14 protein-coding genes, 1 other RNA gene and 1 pseudogene are annotated in these 21,443 nt (G+C 55.0%); 8 read left to right on the top strand and 8 right to left on the bottom strand.

Annotated elements, in window-relative coordinates; all coding sequences use genetic code 11:
* The first annotated feature begins 70 nt into the window (after window positions 1-70).
* Entirely contained in the window at window positions 71-349 is a 279-nt protein-coding gene (locus tag AC07Y2_RS05970; RefSeq protein WP_007953788.1) for a PA2433 domain-containing protein, read from the top strand.
* A 95-nt stretch (window positions 350-444) separates the two neighbouring features.
* Window positions 445-834: a transfer-messenger RNA gene (ssrA, locus tag AC07Y2_RS05965) on the top strand.
* A gap of 106 nt (window positions 835-940) precedes the next feature.
* Here ssrA and AC07Y2_RS05960 read toward each other — a convergent pair.
* The 5 genes from AC07Y2_RS05960 to AC07Y2_RS05940 form a co-directional block, all read right to left on the bottom strand.
* Window positions 941-1,942, bottom strand: a complete 1,002-nt coding sequence (locus AC07Y2_RS05960) for a restriction endonuclease (RefSeq protein ID WP_103385625.1) — start codon at window positions 1,940-1,942, stop codon at window positions 941-943.
* 712 nt (window positions 1,943-2,654) lie between these two features.
* Window positions 2,655-5,753: a type I restriction endonuclease subunit R gene (locus AC07Y2_RS05955; protein WP_103385624.1), complete on the bottom strand. Its 3,099-nt coding sequence runs from the start codon at window positions 5,751-5,753 to the stop codon at window positions 2,655-2,657.
* A 119-nt stretch (window positions 5,754-5,872) separates the two neighbouring features.
* Entirely contained in the window at window positions 5,873-7,030 is a 1,158-nt protein-coding gene (locus AC07Y2_RS05950) for an ATP-binding protein (protein ID WP_103385623.1), read from the bottom strand.
* 1 nt (window position 7,031) lies between these two features.
* Complete coding sequence (locus AC07Y2_RS05945; protein ID WP_103385622.1) at window positions 7,032-8,309, bottom strand: restriction endonuclease subunit S; 1,278 nt, start codon at window positions 8,307-8,309, stop codon at window positions 7,032-7,034.
* Entirely contained in the window at window positions 8,306-9,865 is a 1,560-nt protein-coding gene (locus AC07Y2_RS05940; protein WP_103385621.1) for a type I restriction-modification system subunit M, read from the bottom strand. Before AC07Y2_RS05940 ends, AC07Y2_RS05945 begins: the two co-directional genes overlap by 4 nt.
* Before the next feature lie 1,035 nt (window positions 9,866-10,900).
* On the opposite strand from AC07Y2_RS05940, the gene AC07Y2_RS05935 reads away from it, so the two are divergent.
* Window positions 10,901-11,269: a DUF6124 family protein gene (locus tag AC07Y2_RS05935; protein WP_103385620.1), complete on the top strand. Its 369-nt coding sequence runs from the start codon at window positions 10,901-10,903 to the stop codon at window positions 11,267-11,269.
* A gap of 95 nt (window positions 11,270-11,364) precedes the next feature.
* Here AC07Y2_RS05935 and AC07Y2_RS05930 read toward each other — a convergent pair whose 3' ends face one another.
* On the bottom strand, window positions 11,365-11,943 hold the full coding sequence (locus AC07Y2_RS05930; protein WP_103385619.1) for a GNAT family N-acetyltransferase: 579 nt from the start codon (window positions 11,941-11,943) through the stop codon (window positions 11,365-11,367).
* A gap of 143 nt (window positions 11,944-12,086) precedes the next feature.
* Between AC07Y2_RS05930 and rimJ the strand changes: the two genes are divergently transcribed.
* Complete coding sequence (gene rimJ / locus AC07Y2_RS05925; protein ID WP_103385618.1) at window positions 12,087-12,674, top strand: ribosomal protein S5-alanine N-acetyltransferase; 588 nt, start codon at window positions 12,087-12,089, stop codon at window positions 12,672-12,674.
* A gap of 68 nt (window positions 12,675-12,742) precedes the next feature.
* The gene (locus AC07Y2_RS05920) at window positions 12,743-14,176 is read left to right on the top strand and encodes an ArnT family glycosyltransferase (protein ID WP_103385617.1); all 1,434 of its coding nucleotides are present in this window, start codon (window positions 12,743-12,745) and stop codon (window positions 14,174-14,176) included.
* A 65-nt stretch (window positions 14,177-14,241) separates the two neighbouring features.
* On the opposite strand, the gene AC07Y2_RS05915 is transcribed toward AC07Y2_RS05920, so the two are convergent.
* Window positions 14,242-15,063, bottom strand: a complete 822-nt coding sequence (locus AC07Y2_RS05915; RefSeq protein ID WP_103385616.1) for a phosphatase PAP2 family protein — start codon at window positions 15,061-15,063, stop codon at window positions 14,242-14,244.
* Entirely contained in the window at window positions 15,060-15,731 is a 672-nt protein-coding gene (gene pmrG, locus AC07Y2_RS05910) for a lipopolysaccharide core heptose(II)-phosphate phosphatase PmrG (RefSeq protein WP_085611269.1), read from the bottom strand. The genes AC07Y2_RS05915 and pmrG overlap by 4 nt, the downstream gene beginning before the upstream one ends.
* 244 nt (window positions 15,732-15,975) lie before the next feature.
* Here pmrG and AC07Y2_RS05905 point away from each other — a divergent pair.
* From AC07Y2_RS05905 to AC07Y2_RS05895, 3 genes and pseudogenes are all read left to right on the top strand, one after another.
* A pseudogene (locus tag AC07Y2_RS05905) lies at window positions 15,976-17,037 on the top strand (methyl-accepting chemotaxis protein); the annotation flags it as partial.
* The gene (locus AC07Y2_RS05900) at window positions 17,032-17,895 is read left to right on the top strand and encodes a methyl-accepting chemotaxis protein (protein ID WP_371857340.1); all 864 of its coding nucleotides are present in this window, start codon (window positions 17,032-17,034) and stop codon (window positions 17,893-17,895) included. The pseudogene AC07Y2_RS05905 and the gene AC07Y2_RS05900, both read left to right, overlap by 6 nt.
* A gap of 226 nt (window positions 17,896-18,121) precedes the next feature.
* The gene (locus tag AC07Y2_RS05895; RefSeq protein ID WP_103385614.1) at window positions 18,122-21,442 is read left to right on the top strand and encodes a Tc toxin subunit A; all 3,321 of its coding nucleotides are present in this window, start codon (window positions 18,122-18,124) and stop codon (window positions 21,440-21,442) included.
* Window position 21,443 lies beyond the last annotated feature (1 nt).

Here is a 21,443-nt window from a genome sequence, read left to right as displayed (position 1 = left end):
CTTGTCCTCCATTCGGTTGCCCGTCCTGACGGCCAGCGAAGTCTGGATCCCTCAGTTCAAGGAGATTCATATGAAACGTTCTGTACTGTTAGGTCTGTTCGTTACTGCCTCGATGATGGCGTCGGCTTCGTTCGCTGCCGACAAGCCCGCTGACCTGTGTGATGCCAATCTGCAAACCATCAACAACGCCAAGGCGCAGGCAATGGCCTCACCCGACCTGAATCAGCGGGTAGAAGCCAGTGTGCAAAAAGCCCAGGCACTCAAGGCCCAGGGCAAGATCGACGAATGCGTGGCTGAAACCCAGCAAACCATTCTGGAAATCCGCAAAACCAGCGGAACCAACAACTGATCGAAGCTCAGGCCAACCTTCGGGTTGGCCTTGTGAGCCGTTTGGCGTACACTGCGCAGGCTTGTTGCTCATAAGCCACACAGAGCGCCAGGCTCGGGGCCGTTTAGGATTCGACGCCGGTTGCGAAACTCTAGGTGCATGCCGACTTGGTAACAGAAGTCGTAAATCCACTGTTGCAACTACTTATAGTTGCCAATGACGACCAATACGGTGCTGCTCTCGCTGCTTAATTGCAGCTGACATGCACTCCTGGTACCTTCGGGTCCAGCAATCATCAGGGGATGTCTGTAAACCCAAAATGATTGTCATATAGAACAGAATCGCCGTGCAGTACGTTGTGGACGAAGCGGCTAAAACTTACACAACTCGCCCAAAGCACCCTGCCCGTCGGGTCGCTGAGGGTTAACTTAATAGACACGGCTACGCATGTAGTACCGACAGCGGAGTACTGGCGGACGGGGGTTCAAATCCCCCCGGCTCCACCAACTCAACAAAAAAGACGTCTTCGGACGTCTTTTTTTGTGTCTGCGATTCGGTGCTGATTTTGGAAATTTAAAAATCAGCACCTGCTTTTTTGGCCAGCGAGGCTTTTTACGCAGGCATGTAAAAATAGCTCAACGGCACCAATCGCTTGGTCTCCGGATCAGTAGCCGGGTAATGAGCCATCAACGTGCGAGCCAGTTCATCCAGCGTCCACATTGTCAGATGGACATGGGCTCTCTCTCCCTCATAAAGCGCCTCCTTGGTGAACCCGCCAGTGCTGACATACAGCCCGCGATCATCCTTGTGCCTACCGCCCAAGAAGCTACGAATCTCACTACTCCCCATCCGGGCATTTCGATGTTTAACCTCCACAACAATGCGTGGCGGCTCAAACCCAAAACCATCAGGGGAAGCGATGATGTCTTTCCCCCTATCAGCACCGGCCGGTGAAACGAGCGTCTTGTAACCCATTGCTCGCAAGATTCCAGCTACCAGCTCCTGCATTTCAGCCCAATCCAGGCTGTTGATTTGATCCTTGATCCGCTCGAAGGCAATCTCCTGAACACCCTTCAACGGGTCTTCCAGGGCCTCTGGGTCTTCAATAGGATCTTTCGGCATAGCGGAGACGTTTTTACCAGTAGCGAGGGCCAGCAATTCCTTCTGAGCATCCTCTGCAACATTAAATACGGTTAGCGTAGATCCCAGACTGTTTCTGCTCGCGCCAGTGAGCTTGTCGCGATCAACCTCCTGCGGGAACCACTCAACAGACCTGGTTAAAGACATCCCATCATCCGCCAGATCTGGGCGAAGCTGGCATTCACCGGTGAAGCGACCGACCAGATACGTTCGGTTCGCGGGAGAATACGTAACGACCGTATCGCCAATGCTGATTTCGTTAACGAAGCGAAATACCTGTGAAGCACCAGATACGGCACTCCCGTCCTTAATCCCTGGCTGAAGGTCTTTATAGGCTTGAATCAATGCCTTCCGAGAAACGCCGGGCTTGGCCTCTGGGGCTAGTTGAGCCCAACCAATCGCCGCCATATTGCGATCCCTGAAATCGTCATAGAGACGGCCGCCGTCACCTCGGATCATCCACATCGCTGGCATGCTGACACTCGTTATTTCCATGAATTCGAGGTGAGAATGTAGCAATGGTGAGCGTTTGTGTGAACGAAAAGCACGACTATAGCGGCCAGATAATGCCATAGCTGTGCCGGTCGTCTTAGTATCGTGGCCATGCTCCGGAATGAGGGCGTCGAGGTGGGACACTTCTAGATCAGAGGTTTAATGAAGAGGCAGAGGTTGATCAGCAGAAGTCGGTTCTCATGTGTGTAAGAAAGTCCCGGCTGAATGCCCGGAACTCCCGACCTCCTCGATCAGCAGTACGCCGTGGCAACACCGAACACTACTTAGTCCGCTGACATCACCTATATCTGGGCAAAGGGCCACTGGAGACGGATGCATGGCTGGGCGATATCGATCTGGTCATCCAAACGCTCGACAGGGCTTATGAAATGCGTCGCAGGCCAAGAGACATCCTGTTTCAATCAGGGAAGCCAATACGGCAGGCGTAATCGACGCCAGCAACTGTGGCGCTATCGGATGACCCAAAGCATGAGCAGACCGGGAAAACTGCTACTCCCTACCGATAGAGCAGCTGTTTCGTAGCCTGAAAAAGGTTTTGACTGAGCAGGACATAGGTGTCGATACCTCATAACTGGCCACGGCCTTATCCGCACAACGGTTTCGTGCCACTGGCGGCTGCGGTAATTGTTGACATCCAATTTAGGGATGGGTGCCAACCCTAACAGGCCGCCCATTAAATTTGCCCTCCAACCCCCTTGAATTTATCGACAAAAATAGCAACTTTGCGAAAGACCCTTTGTTTTTTTGCCAAGTAAGCCGGATTAAGTGGACTCATCTTAGGCAAAACGGAACTGAGCTCAGTTCCATTATCGCTAGCAAACTCCCGCTTCAGTGAAGTGGCGATGTAGCGCTTAGCCGCCACTTCATTCAACTCCTCATCGCTGACCAGCTCTTGGGCCTCGCGCCGCTGCTCTGATTGGGCGAAAGTGAAAAAAGCATCGATCACGCTAGCCTTGTCATCAATTCGATCCAAATCGGTCTGGTTGATGAAATCCACCACCAGGCTTTCTTTGGCTCGGTTGCCCAGGCTAGCTCGAATTACCCGGCGCATCTCCTCGACCAGTACCGCCTTATCCTTGACCTTCTTATTCTTCTCGAAGATGAGCTCAAGGATGTAATCCAGATTGATTTCCTGAGACTTGAGCAGGTCCACTTCGAAAACCACATCGTCCCAATCGATAGTGGACTCGCTTGCTTCGTTGCCCGCTTTCTCGCGCCTCAGCCAATCGCGGATGTCGTTGTAGGTGGAGCGATAGTCCTGCACCTTACGCTCGGCAGGCAGGCGGATGGTCTGCAGCTCGGTTAGCTTCTCGTCATCCAGGTGATGTTCGAGCTTAAATGCTTCCAGGGCCTGCGAATCGCTGATATCGACTGTTTGCAACGCCTTCAGTGCCGCAAACTCGTCGTAGTTCTGCAGCACGTTCTCCACTCGTAGGTACTCGCCGAATAACTTGGCGAAGTCTTTCCTCTCCGATTCCTTGATGATATTGGCAGGGTCGGGAAAACGTTGCTCCAGCTCCGTCACCACATCCATGAACCCACGCCGCGCCTCACCGGTTAGCGCGTCGGTAAAGCCATCCATGTACTCTTTGTAACTTTTTTCCAAAACCACGTTACGCGTGTTCTTGTCGCCGAACAGCGTGATGGCCTCGACCGTAGCCTGCTCCAGATCGCGAAAAGTGACGATATTGCCGAAAGTCTTGGTGGCATCGAAGATGCGGTTGGTGCGTGAATAGGCCTGAATCAGGCCGTGATAGCGCAAGTTTTTGTCGACGAACAGCGTGTTCAGCGTTGGCGCATCGAAGCCAGTTAAGAACATACCGACCACGATCAGCAGGTCGATGTCCTGATTTTTTACCCGCTTGGCCAGGTCGCGGTAGTAGTTCTGGAAGCCTTTGCTGTCCACGCCGAACTTGCTGTTGAACAGCGCGTTGTAATCAGCAATCGCCGCACTTAAGAATTCTTTAGCGGTGCTATCCATAGCCGACACGTCGAAGCTCTCATCGACGATGTCGCCAATAGCGTTCTGTTCTTCATTGGGGGCGAAGGAAAAAATGGTGGCGATGCGCAGCGGCTTTTCGCTGCCTTCCTGCAGCTTTTGCAACGTTTCGTAGTACGCCTTGGCGGCATCGACGCTGCTCACCGCGAACATGGCATTGAAGCCCTTGTTTGCTCCCTGTAATCGATGGGTCTTCTGTCGAAAATGCGTGAGCAGATATTGCGAAATTTCTCGGATGCGTGTGGGGTGGAGCAACGCCTGGCGGTTCTCTGCGGCGCTGAGCTTCTTCTCGTCCTGTTCGGTTTCCAGAGCCTTGAACTGTGGGCGGACATCGTTGTAGTCCACCTTGAATTTGAGCACCTTGTCGTCACGGATGGCATCGGTGATTACATAGGAATGCAGCTCGCGGCCAAAAACGCTGGAGGTTGTATCAGCGCCCAGCGCATTTTTTGGGAAAATCGGCGTACCGGTGAAGCCAAACTGATAGAAGCGCTTGAACTTCTTCTTCAGATTCTTCTGCGCCTCTCCAAACTGGCTACGGTGGCACTCGTCGAAGATGAAAACCACTTGCTGGTGGAACACCGGCAGGTCGACTTCGCTCTTCATCAGGTTATTCAGTTTCTGGATGGTCGTGACGATGATCTTGTTGTCGTCCTTATCCAGATTGCGCTTAAGGCCCGCCGTGCTCTCCGAGCCATTGACGCTGTCGGGTGAAAAACGCTGGTACTCCTTCATCGTCTGGTAATCCAGATCCTTTCGATCTACCACAAAGAACACTTTGTCGATGAATTCCAGCTCGGTGGCAAGGCGTGCAGCCTTGAAGCTGGTCAGCGTCTTACCCGAGCCTGTAGTGTGCCAGATATAACCACCGCCCTCGGTGCTGTTCCAGCGTTTGGCCTGCCAGGCACTGCGAATCTTCCATAGGATGCGCTCGGTAGCGGCAATCTGGTACGGGCGCATCACCAACAGGGTGCTGTTGACGTCGAAGACCGAATAGGTGAGTAGTACATCGAGCAGAGTGCGTTTCTGGAAGAAGGTCGCGGTAAAGTCCTTCAGATCCTTAATCGGACTGTTGTCTGCCTGCGCCCAGTTCATGGTGAAGTCGAAACAGTGTTTGTTGCGCTGCGTGGTGTTGGCGAAGTAGCGCGTATCGGTGCCATTGGAAATCACGAACAGCTGCAGATACCTGAACAGCGAATGTTCAGTGTTGAAGCTCTCCTTGCTGTAGCGATGCACCTGATTGAAAGCTTCGCGGATCGCCACGCCACGCTTCTTCAGCTCCACCTGCACCAGTGGCAAGCCGTTAACCAGAATTGTTACGTCGTAGCGGTTGGCATGACTGCCTGTCTGCTCGAACTGCTTGATGACCTGCACCTTGTTGCGGGCCAAGTTCTTCTTGTCCAGCAGGTAGATATTCTGGATGCGCCCGTCATCGAACACGAAGTCATACACGTGGTCGTCGTGGACTTTACGGGTCTTGTCGAGGATGCTTTCGCTGGGATTGTCCAACCAGCTTTCCACGAAGCGCACCCACTCAAGGTCGGAAAATTCGACGCTGTTCAGCGCCTGCAACTGTGTGCGCACATTGGCCAGCAGTGCCGGCACCGTCTTCAACCCGGTGGAATGCTCATAGCCTTGATTGACCAAATCCTGGATGAACTCACGCTCCAAATCACCTTCGCTCTGGTAGCTCTCTGCAACTTTCCATTCTCTGGCGTACTTGTCGAGCACGATGAAGGTGTTGGACTCGGCGATAGTCTTGTAATCAGTCATTGCTTAGGGTCTCCCCATGTCCCTGTGCGAGTTCGCTTTCAATTTCCTCCACTGTGGGCAATTGCGACTGCACGGCCAGCGGAATGTCCTTGATGATGAATGAGCTTACGCCCATGCGCTCAAAAATCTGGCGCCTCCTCTTCCTGTTGCCAATAGCCATAGTTGGCCAGCAGATGGTCCAACAGCAACTTGACCGTCTGCTTCTCCTGCGGGGTTGGCTCGGTGACGCTCTCGTTGGACAGCGTGCTGTGGCTGGTGAACTGCATGATTCGGTTCAGGTAGGCCTGCTTGTTGTCAGGCAAAAGCCCCGACCATTGCGGATAACCCAGAAAACTGGCGGTCTTTTCGTAGAGATTGCGCAGCAGGGTGAAGTGATAGCGCTGTACCTCGCCAGCAGCTATCGCCTGTTCGAGGGTCTGCCGCAGATGGAGGTGGTAAGAAAAGCTCTTGTTGGAGTCGCCATACTTGACGCCCAGATCAAAACTACCGTCATCGAGACGGCCCAGTAAATAGCAGCCCTCTCTCTTGCCACCTTTGCTAAGTCCAAGTTCGTTATGCAGCACGTTGTAAAACAGCGGGCTGTGGGTGGTGATGACGAACTTCAGGTCCGAGGGACTGGTCTTGATCAACCCTGCCAGATTGACCGCCAATTCGATGAGATGATTTTCATCCAACGAACTCACCGGATCGTCAATGAATACGTACTCCAACTGATCAAACTCCCGCGTCTCACGGTCCTCCGGCTCAGGCACATTACGCGTGCTGATGACTTGGTCCAGCAAAGTGTAAAAAATGCTCCAGATGAAATTGCTTTCTTCACCCTTGGAGATCTTGAGGTTTCCTGAACGCTCGTCGTTGCCGCGCTCTAATGAAAAAGTGACCTCCGAAAGATCTTCGCTGAAATGCGGAGTCAGTTTGTCGCTAGTGTAATGCTGGAAATAGCGGACGATATTGCCGTCCTGCCCTAGATCCCGAAGAACGCCAAGCAGCCAATTCGTGAACGAGTTGGGCTGGATTCGCAACCTAGGTTCAGCATCCAGCGCCAAATCGTTATCCCAATAGAACAGATCCTCGGTAAAGGCGCTGTAGTACAAAATTTTACTGCGGGTCAACACTGGCGTATCGGAAGCCTCCTCATCGTCATTCCTTTCTAACACTCTCTGCTTGAACTCACGTGAAAGCCGCGTCTTGCCCGTGCCGTTAAAGGCATAGATCAATTGCACCTTCTTGTTCGCGTCTTTCAGCTCTTGGGCAACCTCAGTCAGTGTCTTGCTCATTTCAGACCGCCACCTCTTCCGGCTTGGGGAAGCTCAGTAACAGGTCACGGTAGTACTTACACTGCTTCTGGCGTAGCTCAATCTCGTGGGACAAAGCTTCGCTAATTGCGTCGGTCAAAGCGTCGAATTTATCGAGAGTCGCAACGATACGAGCTTGTTCTACAAGTGATGGAAAAGGCAGCCTCAACTGCTCAAAAGTTTCAAGATTAATGTTACTTTGCGCGCTACTTCTTTCCTTCCCTTTCTGCTCAAGCGCACCCTTAGCTGCCTGAAGAACAAACTCAACGTATGCGGAGCTAGTTTTACTAGGATCAGCAACAAAGCCAATAACACTATCAGGAAAGCAAGCATCAAACCCTAATATTGAAGTTTCCGCAATGTTAGCTGCAATTGTGATACACAGAGTACCCTTAGGCCACAACTTGCTTTGCTTTAATCCGAGCTCGCTATATGTTTGCTCGTAACTTGTGATAATCCGTGCCGCCCCCCTGATATCACCAGTTTGTATAAACGGTATATTACCCCCATACAGCTTTCCGTCATTTCTCGGACGATGTTTAGATCTGCCCCGGCCAAAATCAAGCGACATCTCGGGCAAGGTCCTCCACTCCACTTCCTCGGTTTCAAAACTTAACAACTTCTCGAGATAGTAGTTGTATTGTTTTTTACGGACGCGAAGCTCGGAAGTAAGCTCGGCGGCAAGCTCGGCGGCAAGCTCGGTGAAAGTGTCCAGTATTCGGACGATTTCGGACTGGATTTCTAGCGATTTTTTGGGATTATCTGGGCAGGGGATGGGAATCCGAATCTTTGCCATATCGGTAGCAGATACGTCAATTACTTTTGTTCCCTTTGCATATCTTCTTTTCTCACCAGAAAACTTACTCGTCTGGGTGAAATGGGCAAAATACTTCCCCAACAAGCAATTGCCAGGCCTCAAGATAGTTGCATGACCTCCCGTGACGGCCTGTTGTTCTCCAAGATAAACAAGAGCCTTCCCAACATCTTCAAGATTCTCGCTTGTATTGGTAATTATCACATCTCCCTGATTGACTTTTCTTAGTTGCCTAGCCAAATCAGGTGATACAAACGACTTCGTTTTTGACGTGGATAAACCGTAATAAGTGTAGATTTGACCATAGTGAATAGCCGGCACCCCTGTTTCGGTGAAATCCTTTTTTTGCAGGCCGCTGCCCCTAAATAACTGGCCGAGTTCGCCTAGCGCCTTCCACTCCACCACCACCCCATTAAGCAGGCTGTCGATGAAACTAATGTTGCTCATACCTCAGCTTCCCCACCTTCAATCTCTGCAACGACTGCATCAATCTCATTCCGAAGCTGGGAGATCTGGGCAACCGTCTTTTTCAGCTCGACATTGAGCTGGGCAATATTCACCACTACACGAGTATCCTTGGCTTTTACATAATTACTAACCGACAGGTTATAATCATTGACGGCCAACTTTTCCAACGGCACTGACTGCGCGAAGTGTTCGACATTCTCTTTGCTATCGAACACCTGCATGATGCGCTCGATATGAACGTCTTCCAGCAAGTTGTTATTGATGCCCTTCTTGAACAGCGTGCTTGCGTCGATGAACTGGGTCGTGGTGTCGGTCTTGTTTCTCGCCAGCACCAGAATGTTCACGGCGATGGTGGTGCCGAAGAACAAGTTGGGCGCTAGCGAGATCACCGTTTCCACATAGTTGTTGTCCACTAGGTATTGGCGGATCTTCTGCTCGGCGCCGCGCCGGTAGAAAATGCCGGGAAAGCAGACGATGGCCGCGCGTCCCTTGCCAGACAGGTAACTCAAAGCATGCAGCACAAAGGCGAAGTCGGCTTTGGATTTGGGTGCCAGCACGCCGGCTGGGGCAAAACGGTCGTCATTGATCAACGTCGGGTCGTCGTCGCCGATCCACTTCACCGAATAGGGCGGATTGGAGACGATGGCGTCGAAGGGTTTGTCGTCCCCGAAGTGCGGGGCGCGCAGCGTATCGCCGAGCTGGATGTTGAACTTGTCATAGTTGATGTTGTGCAGAAACATGTTCATCCGCGCCAGGTTGTAGGTAGTGTGATTTACCTCCTGACCGAAAAATCCATCCTCAATGACATGAGCATCGAAGTGTTTTTTGGCTTGCAGCAGCAGCGAGCCGGAGCCGCACGCCGGGTCGTAGATTTTGTTGACGCTGGTCTGCTTGTGCATCGCCAACTGGGCGATCAGCTTGGACACATGCTGCGGTGTAAAGAATTCGCCGCCGGATTTGCCGGCATTGGCCGCGTAGTTGGAGATGAGGAACTCGTACGCGTCGCCGAACAGGTCGATGTGACTGGCATCGAAGCTGCCGAACTCCAGCTTGCTCACTCCCTTGAGCACATCCGCCAAGCGCTTGTTCTTGTCAGCGACGGTATTGCCTAGGCGGTTACTGGTTGTATCGAAATCGGCGAACAAGCCCTTTATGTCCTGTTCGGAGGCGTAGCCGTTGGCCGAGCTCTCAATGGCGGCAAAGATGCGCGCCAGATCAGTATTCAGGCTGTCGTTGCTGCTGGCCTTGGCGACCACGTTGCTGAATAGCTGGCTAGGGGCTATGAAATAGCCTTTGGTCCTGATGGCGTCATCTTTGGCGGAGGTGATCAGCGGGTCATCATCCTCCATTTCCGCGTAATTGACTGTGCTGTCGCCACCGGTGATGTAGTCGACGAAGTTCTCGCTAATGAAGCGGTAGAACAGGGTGCCGAGCACGTATTGCTTAAAGTCCCAGCCATCGACGGCGCCACGCACGTCATTGGCGATGGCCCAGATCTGACGTTGTAGGGCGGAACGTTGTTGGGCACTGGTCATACTGCTTATCCTGTTTCAATGCGATTTCCATGATCATTCCAAAGCATTCGGATCTGACCTGAATCATGTTATATGCGTGTCGAGCCGACGTTGGCACAAGGATGGTCATTCTATGTGCTCCCTTCAATTAGATATACTGCCGTGAGCCTTCTTCGCACCCTACAATCAATAACATACTCACAAAAACACGCTGACTTTTGCGGCTTGATGCCACAGTGAAACCGCCTGCCGTGTGGATGAATGCCGAAACCGCTTCTCTTGCTCTTTCCACTGCCAGTGTGAGGATCTGCCCTATGAGGTTGGGTGGGGGTTGCTCGATATTTCGTACTCAGCCCCAGTTTGTGCACGTCGCAAACCTGGGCGAGTTAATCCAGATGAGACTTTCTCAAGATCATTTTTGGTGTCGATCTTCGTTTTAACGATAAATTCCAAGACGTCACCCGACACCGCACATCTGAAGGCACCTGCGAAAAGTTGCTCCCCTTCTGTGTTGAAGCTGACTGAATGTTTACTTGGCCAAGGTGCCTGCTGATCGAGCTAGGGGCAGATCGCGGAGGTGGACATACGTATCGCAACATTGAATGTGCCTGCGTGTGGGGACATCGTACGCGCAGGGGCAAACCAACAGCACGACCTTTTGCTTGATAGATTCGATCCCGATTCCTTTTTGGGGAAGAAGTTAAAAATCGCAGTCCATCGAAAGCCAGACCACCCAGCATTCCACCTAATACCCAAAAATATTTACCAATAAATGATTAACTAGTAAAAAACATATAGATAACGACTTTTTTCAAATTACCCCGTCCCACCAACTCACAAACGACAAGACCCACCCAGTGCGGGCCCTGTCGCATCTACACTTCCGTATCCGAACAACACCTCCACCCAACGTCCTAGGAAATTTCCCGCAACCCGCGTCGACTTTCATGAACTGGTTCAAGATGCTTCCAAACGCTAGTCTTCGCGCTCCGCTGCAACCCGGCAGATGGTTTACCAAAGGGATTCGCCGGGAGCCTGAAACCATGGAGCCTCGTCATGAAAAAAGACAACCCAAGCCTGCCTGATCAAACACCGTCTCACGAGTCCGAATCGAAAGAACCCGCTGTGCTTGCCCAGCCTCAGGAATACGTGAGAAAGCCGCGTCGCACCCTGCCTTTCAACGAGATTTTCTCCGTGCGCACCGACGTGGACACGGCCACTCTGCTGACCCATGCCTGCGAAACCCTGGCGGCGCTCAACATGATGACGGCGAACATCGCCGATGATTTCACAGGCTCTCAGCGCAGCCGGTTGCTGGCGATACGGCAGCTGTCGATCATGACCGAAATGCTGGTCAATCGCGCCGTGGAGAACCTTGACCCGGTGAATCTGATGCCCCGTACGACGGCACCTGTCGTTCACTGAAAAACGACCGCTCGTCGATGACGCAAGTCGTTCATCGACATGAACTTTTCTTCACCCCGGCGGCGGTGATGGCCGTGTACATTGGCCTCGCTCATTCAAGAAACTACGGTTCGCCCGCGCTCCTGCGGGCTTTTTTTTGCCTGCGTTTTGCCTGGCAGGCGATAGACGCAGGTGTCTTGCTCGCCGTGCCGTTCCGATTGCCGGGCCCTTGGGTGGATCCTGATCAACACAAACCCGACAGCCTCGGCCAGACGCCGGCTTCGCGCATTGGCAGAGGACGCCGTCAGGTAAAAGGTGAATTCAGGAAGGTTGTTGAGCAGGTGCGTGAGGGCGGCGCGCATGTAGCCCTTGCCCGATTGCTCGGTGTTGGCCCAATAGCCCACGACGTAACGGTTGCGCGGGCGGGGCTTGAGTCCGATGCAACCGATCAGCGCTTGCCCGTCTTCGGTAACGATCAGCCATCGTCGCTCGCCGGTTTCACTGTTGAACTCTTTTCGGGCCTTCAGCAGGAACTCGAGCGCCTGCTCCGCGTTGGTGTACTCACGGGGCCAGGGCAGAAATTCCGAATGATCGAGGTAGCTGGCGTTCAGCGCCTGCTGAAACAACAAATAAAACGCCGGATCCGCCGGTATCAGTCGCAGCGACTGCTCCCCCGCCTTGAATGCCCATTCCATCATGTCCTCCTTGAACGACGAATCTCATAACCGGATGTGAAGTGAATCAGGGAAATTTATAGTGCTCTGCGTTAGGCGATCCAGTTGTGTTTTCCGTCCGGCCGGACAATTCTGTCAATCATCCCCTGCCTCCGGAGCACCCGATGCCGCTGCTGACCCTGCCCTGTCAACGCCTGACGCTCGCGGTACTCGACCCGGATCAGGCGCCTCCGGAAAGCGATTTCTATCAACGCAACCTGCGCCACCTCGCACCGTGGTCACCGATCCGCACCACCGACTATTTCTCCACCGAACAGATCCGCCGACGCCTTGAAATACAGGCCAGCGCCTTCGAAGCCGGGCTGGCGGTGCATATGGCGTTGCTGACCCCGGATGGCGAGCAGATGATCGGCGCCTGCAATTTCAGCGGGATCATCCGCGGTGCGTTTCAAGCGTGTTATCTGGGTTATCACATCGACGAAGCGCATCAGGGCAAGGGGTTGATGCAGGAAGCGCTGGAGGCGGCCATCGCTTATATGTTCGAGACCCAGAACCTGCACCGGATCATGGCCAACTACATTCCCGGCAATGAACGTAGCGCCCGGTTGCTGGAGCGCCTTGGATTCGAGCGTGAAGGCTATGCCAAGGCGTACCTGAACATTGCCGGGCGCTGGCAGGATCATGTGCTGACGGCGCGGGTCAATCCGCGTTTCGAAACGTCGGAGCAACGCTGGTCGCGACCGCTGTCCTGACGTTCACAAATTATTAAGGAATGGCCGCGTAAGCTCGGGTTTCCGCTCACTTCCGGTTGCCTGAACCCATGTCGCGTGCCGCCTCTTCCCTGCTTCTGCTTGCCGCTCTGCTGTTCTTTTTCGCCCTCGGCAGCCATCAACTGCAAGGTTCCACCGAGGCCCGGGTTGCGGGCATTGCGATGGAGATGCACCTGGACAACGACTGGGTGACGCCGCGTCTGTTCGGCGAGCCCTTTCTGGAAAAACCGCCCCTGAGCCTGTGGCTGGACGCCGGCGCCCTGCGGGTTTTCGGCGTCTCACCCTGGGCGGTGCGACTGGCGTCGGCGGTGGCCGGGTTGCTCAGCGTAATGCTGCTGTACGCCATGTTGCGTCGCTTCGAACGTCCGAAGGCCATCGCCTGGACGGCGGGGATTCTGCTGGCGACCATGGCCAGTTACTGGAGCAACGTGCGCGGGGTCGGCGAGGATGCGTTGCTCGCCCTCGGCGTGACCACGGCATTGTTGGCGTTCTTCCAGGCGCAGCGAGAATCAACCTTCGGCAATTCGTTGCTGTTTGCCGTCGGGATTGCCATCGCCACGCTGAGCAAAGGCGTGCTCGGCCTGGCGATGCCGGGCGTGGTGATTTTCGCTTATCTGCTGGCCGACAATCTGATGGACAAGCGCTTCAAACTGACCGAGTGGTTGCGGCCCGGTTTGTTGACAGCGCTCGGTCTGATCCCGCTGATGATATGGCTCGCCGTGCTCTATCAGCGCGGCGGCGTCCAGGCGGTCAGCGAAGTGTTGCTGACCAACAGCGTAGGACGTTTCAGCGGATCGTTCGTCGAAGCCGGGCACTACGAGCCGTTTTACTACTACCTCGCCAAGCTGCCGCAGGCGTTCCTGCCCTGGAACATTCTGGTGTACCTGGGCCTGTGGCATTTTCGCAAGGAACTGAAGGCCAACCGGTACCTGCTGTTCTTCAGCCTGTGGATCATCGCGCAGTTCATCCTGCTGACCCTGGCCTCGAGCAAACGCACGGTTTACCTGATGTCGATGACGCCCGCAGCGGCAGTGATTGCAGCGGAATATGCGGGCGTGCTGTTCGACAAGTTGAAGGATCACAGGAATGGTTTTGTCGGACGAATCGCCCGTCATCGTCAGCCACTGGCGGCGGGGATACTGACGGTGGTCATCGCCAGCTATCTAGGCGCCGCGCAATGGGCACTGCCCAACGCCGATAAACACTTGTCGTTCCTGCCGCTGACCGAACACATTCAGGCCCTGCAGGCGAGCGGCAATCAGGTCGCGCTGTTTCAAGCCAACGAACGGGTCGGCGGCGCCAGCGTGTTCTACACCCAAAGCGTCCTGAAGGGCCTGGACACCGATGCACAGCTACGGGAATTTCTCAGTGCATCGCCATCGCACATCGCCGTGATGTCGGGAGACAGCGAACCCGCCGCACCGCTGAAAGTCCACAAGACCATGATGGTCGGACGCCAGGCGTATTACTTCGTGGGCTATTGAAACCACAGCAGCACAAACGAAAAACCCGCCGGTGATGGCGGGTTTTTCATTTCACCGGCGAGGACTTAGAGAGAAACCTCAGGCTGTGCGCCGAACACCTTTCGCTCACGCTTGCTCAACACCGGCAATTCCAGACGAGCCCGCCCGTAAAACGCCAGCGCCGTCAGCAAACACGCCAGCCACACGAAGATGCCGGCCCAGAACGTATGGGACATGTAGTGCCAGCCCTGTAGGACTCGCGTAGTGCCGTAGACAAAACCGAGCAGCAGCGAGCCCCACAACAACGCGCTGGAGAAACGCCACTGGTAACGACGCGCCACGAAATACAGCGCCAGCATGGTGAAACCACCGGAAGCATGACCGCCCGGCCAGCAACGTCCTTCACCCGCTTCGTGGAACAGCTGGAAATTGTTGTACCACTCGATGTGCGGCATCTTTCCGCCGTACAACGTGGTCTCGATCGGGCAGTAGACGCTGGTGTGTGCCTTGAGGAAATGGATCACCCCGGTGCAGACCGCGAAAGCCACCACCACAAACAGAAAATCCCTACGGTGATCGGCGGCAAAGCGTAGCATCGGCGCGACTTTGCTGCGCTCGAGAAACCCGCCCAGACGCGGATGCTTTTGCGGTTTCAGCAGCGGCCAGACAAACGACAACATCGCGCCGATCAAGGCGATTTCCGCCGTCCAGTTCGGAATGATCCGCGCCCACTTGTGGGTCAGTTTTTCAAAGAAGTGAATCTTGTCGAGCGGAAAGGTGTGGGTCAGTGGATCGAACAGCAAATTGCTGAAAGCGATGTCGATGTTGGTCATGTCGAACATCAGAAAAACCACAGCTGCGCAGAGCAGCGGGATGCCGAAGTTGTAAGCGTAAAAGCGGGATTTCATCGGGTGGTCACCGTGCGCCAGTCGGAGGCTTCAATGAAGCCGAGCATCTGTGGGGCCGCCGGGCTGGCGGCGGAAACAAACAGCGATGCGCCGTACCCGAGGGTCGAGGCCGGCACCTTGAGGTCTTTTTCCAGCTGCGCCATGCATTCGCTGTGGGTCACCAGAATCAGGTTGCGTCCCGGGACTTTGTGCGCGAGCGCGTCCTGCAGCATCCGGCCCTTGCAACTGATCAGCCAGTCTTCGCCGGTCGCCGCCTTGTTGAACATGTAGCCGGCGGTCTGCACGGTGCGCATCATCGGGCTGTTGTAGACGTCAGCCTTGTCCAGACCCAACTGCTCGAACTGCGCGCCGACGCTCACCGCGACACTGCGCGAACGGTCGGTGATGCCATCGTGGCCGCTCAGGCAAGCGGCTTTCGAGTGGTCGCAGCGCTCGACGTGCCGCACCAGCACGATGATGTCGCCTTTGTTCCAGCCCTCCTTCAGCGCCTGCGCCCCGGCCACATTGCCATGGGCAAGGTCAGGCACCGCCGCCGGTGCCAGCAGCCAGAGGGTCAAAGGGATCACCAGCACCGAGGCCGCCAAGACCACCCAGGTGTTTCGAAAACGGGCCAGACCGCTCAGATCAATCGAGCGCTTTACGCCGAACAGACTCAGTCGCAATTCCACAAAAAGCCGCCATCACTTGTCATTCGATGCGGCGAGGTTAGAGAGCACGGCGTGGGCAGGCAGTGAAACTCATGTGAAAAAAGTCTTGTGAGTGCCTGTTACAAATTCCGTAGGACAAAATCCTTTCAGCTATCGGATTTGCGGCCGATACAGTCCTGCTTACACCCTTGCTGGCGCAAAAAAACAACAATCTTCCAGCCTGACCGACGATCAAGACGCACAACGTTTTTCTGGAGGATTTTTGATGAATAGCTGGTTCGGCAACATCAGCGTGAACTTGAAACTGGGGCTCGGATTCGGCCTCGTCCTGGCCCTGACCTGCATCCTGGCGCTCACTGGCTGGACCAGTCTGGGCGGCCTGATTGACCGCAGCAACTGGATGAGCGACATCACCCAGCTCAACGCTGGCCTGACCAAACTGCGCGTGGTGCGCCTGCAATACATGCTGACCAACGGCGATGAAACCGCCGCGCAGAACGTGCAGACCACCCTTGACGGGTTCGCCGCCCAACAGCAGAAGCTGATCAGCAGCTTCAAGAGCCCGGAAAACGTCAAGCTGCTCAAGGAGCAGGCGGCGACCATCGCCGAGTACCAGACGTCCCTGAACAAAATGCGTAACGCCTACCGCACCGGCAACACGGCGCGCGACTCGATGGCCTCCAGTGCCGCGACGGCCTACGGCCTGATCGAAGCGCTGAGCAACCGCGTCCAGCAAATGCCGCTGAGCGATGAGCGTTTCGAGCAGTTCCAGGCCGTCACCGCCGCCAAGGAAGCGTTCATCCTGGCGCGCTACGAAGTGCGCGGCTACACCGCCACCGCCAACGCCGAGACCGAGCAGAAAGCCGTCGGCCAACTGGACGTGGCCATCGCCAGCCTCAAGCCACTGAACATGCATTTCGCCAGCACCCAACAGGACGCTCTGCGTCAGCTGGAAACCGCACTGACCAACTACCGCAGCGCCTTGCAGGCCTTCAAGAACGCCAACACCGATGCGGTGCAGGCGCGCAAGGAAATGACCGATCAGGGCGCGACCATCGTGACCCTGAGCGAGCAGCTGTATCAGATCCAGCTCGATCGCCGTGATGCAGAAAGCGCCCAGGCCCGCACCCTGCAACTGATCAGCACCCTGCTGGCGTTGCTGGTGGGCATCATCGCTGCCTTCATCATCACTCGTCAGATCACCCGTCCGCTGCAGGAAACCATGGCCGTGGTCGACCGCATCGCCAGCGGCGACCTGAGCCAGAACGTGATCGTCACCCGCCGCGACGAACTCGGCGTGCTGCAACAAGGCATCGCCCGCATGGGCGTGACCCTGCGCGACCTGATCAGCGGCATCCGCGACGGTGTGACCCAGATCGCCAGCGCCGCCGAAGAACTGTCCGCCGTCACCGAACAGACCAGCGCCGGCGTGAACAGCCAGAAGGTCGAGACCGATCAGGTGGCCACCGCGATGCACGAGATGACTGCCACCGTGCAGGAAGTCGCGCGCAACGCCGAAGAAGCTTCGCAAGCCGCAGCCGCCGCTGACGGCGAAGCCCGCGAAGGCGACAAAGTGGTGAACGAAGCCATCGCCCAGATCGAGCGTCTGGCCAGCGAAGTGGTGCGTTCCACCGAAGCCATGAGCGTGCTGCAACAGGAAAGCGACAAGATCGGCAGCGTCATGGACGTGATCAAGGCCGTGGCCGAACAGACCAACCTGCTGGCCCTCAACGCCGCCATCGAAGCCGCCCGTGCCGGTGAAGCCGGTCGCGGTTTTGCCGTGGTCGCCGACGAAGTCCGTGGCCTGGCCCAGCGCACGCAGAAATCCACCGAGGAAATCGAAGGCCTGGTGGCCGGTCTGCAAAACGGCACTCAGCAAGTGGCTGCCGTGATGAACAACAGCCGCGCCCTGACCGACAGCAGCGTCGCCCTGACCCGCAAGGCCGGCGACTCGCTGGAAAACATCACCCGCACGGTGTCGAACATCCAGTCGATGAACCAGCAGATCGCCGCTGCCGCCGAACAGCAAAGCGCCGTGGCCGAAGAAATCAGCCGCAGCATCATCAACGTCCGTGACGTGTCGGAACAGACCGCGGCGGCGAGTGATGAGACCGCCAAATCCAGCGTTGAACTGGCGCGGTTGGGTGGGCAGTTGCAGCAGATGGTGAGTCATTTCCGCGTCTGATCACCCCTTTTACCCCGCTGGCAACGGCGGGGTTTCGGGTTTCAAATGGCAAAGCCCAAGCCGCAAAGTCGCACTCAGCCACGGGGCGATCGGAATCCTACAGGTCTGCGGACTCTTTCACCTTTCCGACAGCGACGCATCCACCTCCATGTGACGGTCTGGCTGACAGCTTTCCACTTTGGCCACGCAGTAACGTCGATAGCTCCAACTCAAGGAGCTCCTCGGCATGAACGACAATTCGTTACTCAAGACTCTGATCGAGAAATACAGTCTCAACAACACGGTTGAGTCCCTAGCGTTGTTCAAAAAACTGGGGATCACCTCGGTATTTGATATCAGCGGATTGACCGAAGCCGACTTCAAGGATCGCGTAAGTAATGCGATCAAAAAACCCGACGATGCGCTAGAGGTTGCGCTAAAGGAGGATTTTTCCAAAGTCCGACTCGGGCAGCTCTACGACAATGCCAAATGCCTGGCCGCCCAGATCAGCCAACTCTATCGGGAGAAACAGAGTTCAGGCGGCACGATTCAGGATCATTGGCATCTCCATGGCATTCGGGGTTTGAAGGGACATGGCCCGACCTACACCAATCTGTTCAAAGAAAACTGGAATGACGCCTGCAAAGTCGATTCGATCTCCGCCATCGACTCACCAGTAGCCTACCTCAGAGCGTTGTACCGATATGCCCATCAATTGGAGTCCTCTATCTCCACTGACGTCGGGGACAAAGCCAGCCGGATCCTGTTGAAAGATCGCCGGCCAGACCTGGCAATGCTGTCGATCGATCAGCAAAGTACCTTCACTGCTCAACCCATGCTCAAAATTGTCAATGACATCCTGGACACGAATATTCAGGAAGCGTTGAAAACCACCTCCGACAAACGCAAGACGACGTATGAGGTACTTGCTCAACATCGTTATCCCCTCACCCTTCCCTATGAGTTTTTCCATCACCAATGCATGTTGGGCCTGGCAGGGAAAAAGCCCGCGCTGGGGGAATTGAACTACCTCATCAGCAATGACCTTCCCATTACGGCAAGCGTGAACAGCCCGTATGGCAAGGTACTGGAATCCACCGCTGATGCAGCCCGACTCCTGATGTCCGGAATGGGTCCTAAACAGCAAGAGCTGCTGACAGAAGTGCCGCGGAACGAGGAACAGCCACATTTTCCGCCCGCGCAACATCAACAGGATAATGACTACTGGATAAACAACGTTGGCATTGCGTCATTCCTCGACCTGAAGGACGTGAACACGTTGCTGAAACGCACCGGACTGCACGCAGAACAGCTGGAGGCATTGATCGCTCAAGGGAAATACACACCCCGCCAATCATCACACTACCGGTTACCCAATCCTTTCACTACGCCCTTTGGAGCCCGCTATGTTAACGGCACCGCACCGAATGCCTCGATGAATTTGTCCCGGATCGGGAAAAATCAAAAGATCAACGAAGCAAACGAGTATCGAATCGATCGCCTGCATCGAATGATTCGTTTGCAACGCTGGCTCGGCATCCCCTTCGGCGCATTGGACACATTGATCTGCAGCATTTTTGAATCACAACACCCCCGTAATACTTCGATGCAACCCGACAGACACACCGTGCGATCCCTCGGGGTTTATCGCTATCTGAACCGTCTGTACTCGGTTACGGCTGAAGAGTTTGCAGCGCTGCTGCATCGGGTCTCACCCTCCGCCAACGGTAGCGACACTTCCCAGCTTGATCGGATCTTCAATCAGAGCCGGTTGTTCGAGAAACCGTTGCTGCTTGACGGTCGACAATTTCGGGCCGACCTGTCGGATCCTGAGTCGCACAGCGTACTTCAGCATTTGAGTGCAAACCTTGGCCTGCCTCAGACGGAAGACTCACTCCTGCTTGCCATCAACAACACGCAAAAATACCTAGGCTCACTGAAGTGTGACCTGCCGACCCTGTCTTCGATTTACCGACAGACACGAATTGCCCGAATGTTCGACATTTCAATCACTGACACCATGACACTGGCCAATTGGCTTGGAGGAGAAAGCGTTCGTCGATGCCTGGTAAAAGGAAAAGATCTGGATACCAGCACCCTGCGCATCAAGGTCTCTCACGGTAAGCAGCACTGTGAACTGGTCGCCATAATCCAGTTACCGGAAGACGCCGATTCGTCAGCGTCTCTTCGACTTCTATCGGGATCAAGCCTGACTAACCATTCAACATGGTTTCCAGAGGGTAAGGCACCTTACGGACTCAAACTTGCCGCTAACGGGGACAACGCCCATCTCTTTATCAGCGGGATCCCGACAATTGCCGAGAGACAAACACACTCTCTGGAGGGACTTGTCATTAATGTAACTGCCCCTTCTCTATACCGCCTGTTACACCGAAAGCAACTTGTTGCTGAAATCACTTCAACCAAATCGAACGGGCTCGACGATGATGACATTCAATTCAATGCAACGCTCACCCATGACGAGCCTTCCATCAACCTGATGGATGTGCTGATGCAGATGGACTGGATGACTCGCTGGCTCAATGAGTCTGCCTTGGACATCCCCATGCTGCGCCGTTTCCTCGTACCCACGAACAGCGATGATCATTCGTATCAGGACTTGCTGCCGCATCTGGACAAGCTGCACGAGGATACAAAGCGATGCGCAGTCACTCCCCAGGAGCTGGCAAAGTTGTATCTGCCGGAAAACATTGACTGGCGCGCAAAGCTTTCCGAGACATTGCTTGATGACAAAGGCCTGGTAAAGGATTTCGCCCCGTCACCCGACGACGATATACCTGGCAAATTCGACGCGGCGCTGGCCATCGTCGTAGATGCGCTGACTCTGGATACAAATCCCGACAAAGACCTGAAGCTCAAGGTGGACTGCAAAAAGAAACTCAAGGCGCTGCTGCTATCGGCCCATGACCGACAGCTGCACCTGATGGAAAAATTCCTGCAAGAAACGTCTTCACTGCCCATGAATCGTGGCAAAGGTGTCGTGATCTGGAGTGGATCGTCGGTTTACCGGATTCTGAGCGCGGCCATACAGGATCAATACTCCCTCTCTCTTCCCCAGGTTATGCATCCGATTCTGCGCCATGCCGAAGCAAGCGTTCAATTGCGCCTGAGTAACAAGACCCTGTGCTTGTTCCTGAAGCACCCCGAGTGGCTGAGAAAGACAACCTCGCCCTTGAGGATGACGATTGACAGCCTGTACTTTCTGGATCGTTTCAATCATTGCATCGACACAAATTACGTCTCTGAAGAAAGCGTACTGAGCTATCTGGAACTCGCCAACGACTCTGCTAGCGCAACGACACTCAACAGTCTTCTGGCCCGGCTGCTGAACTGGACAACGGCAGAAGTCACCGAGCTGAGTGCAAAGCTGGAATCCGGAAAGGCCCAAACGCTGCAAGCCATTGATTGGATCATGCGCTGCCAGAATACCTGTAAATCCACGGGACTCAGCGCTCAAGCCTTGCTCAAGGCTACGGCCTTGAGTAACGAAAGCCCGGAAAACGCCTGGAAAACTGTCGGAGAAGCCGTGATGGCTGCCAGTCTCTGAT

This window comes from Pseudomonas sp. GW456-12-1-14-TSB6 (genome assembly GCF_059424205.1).
The sequence above is the reverse complement of the archived record's forward strand: the minus strand, read 5'-3'. Positions and strand labels throughout refer to the sequence as shown.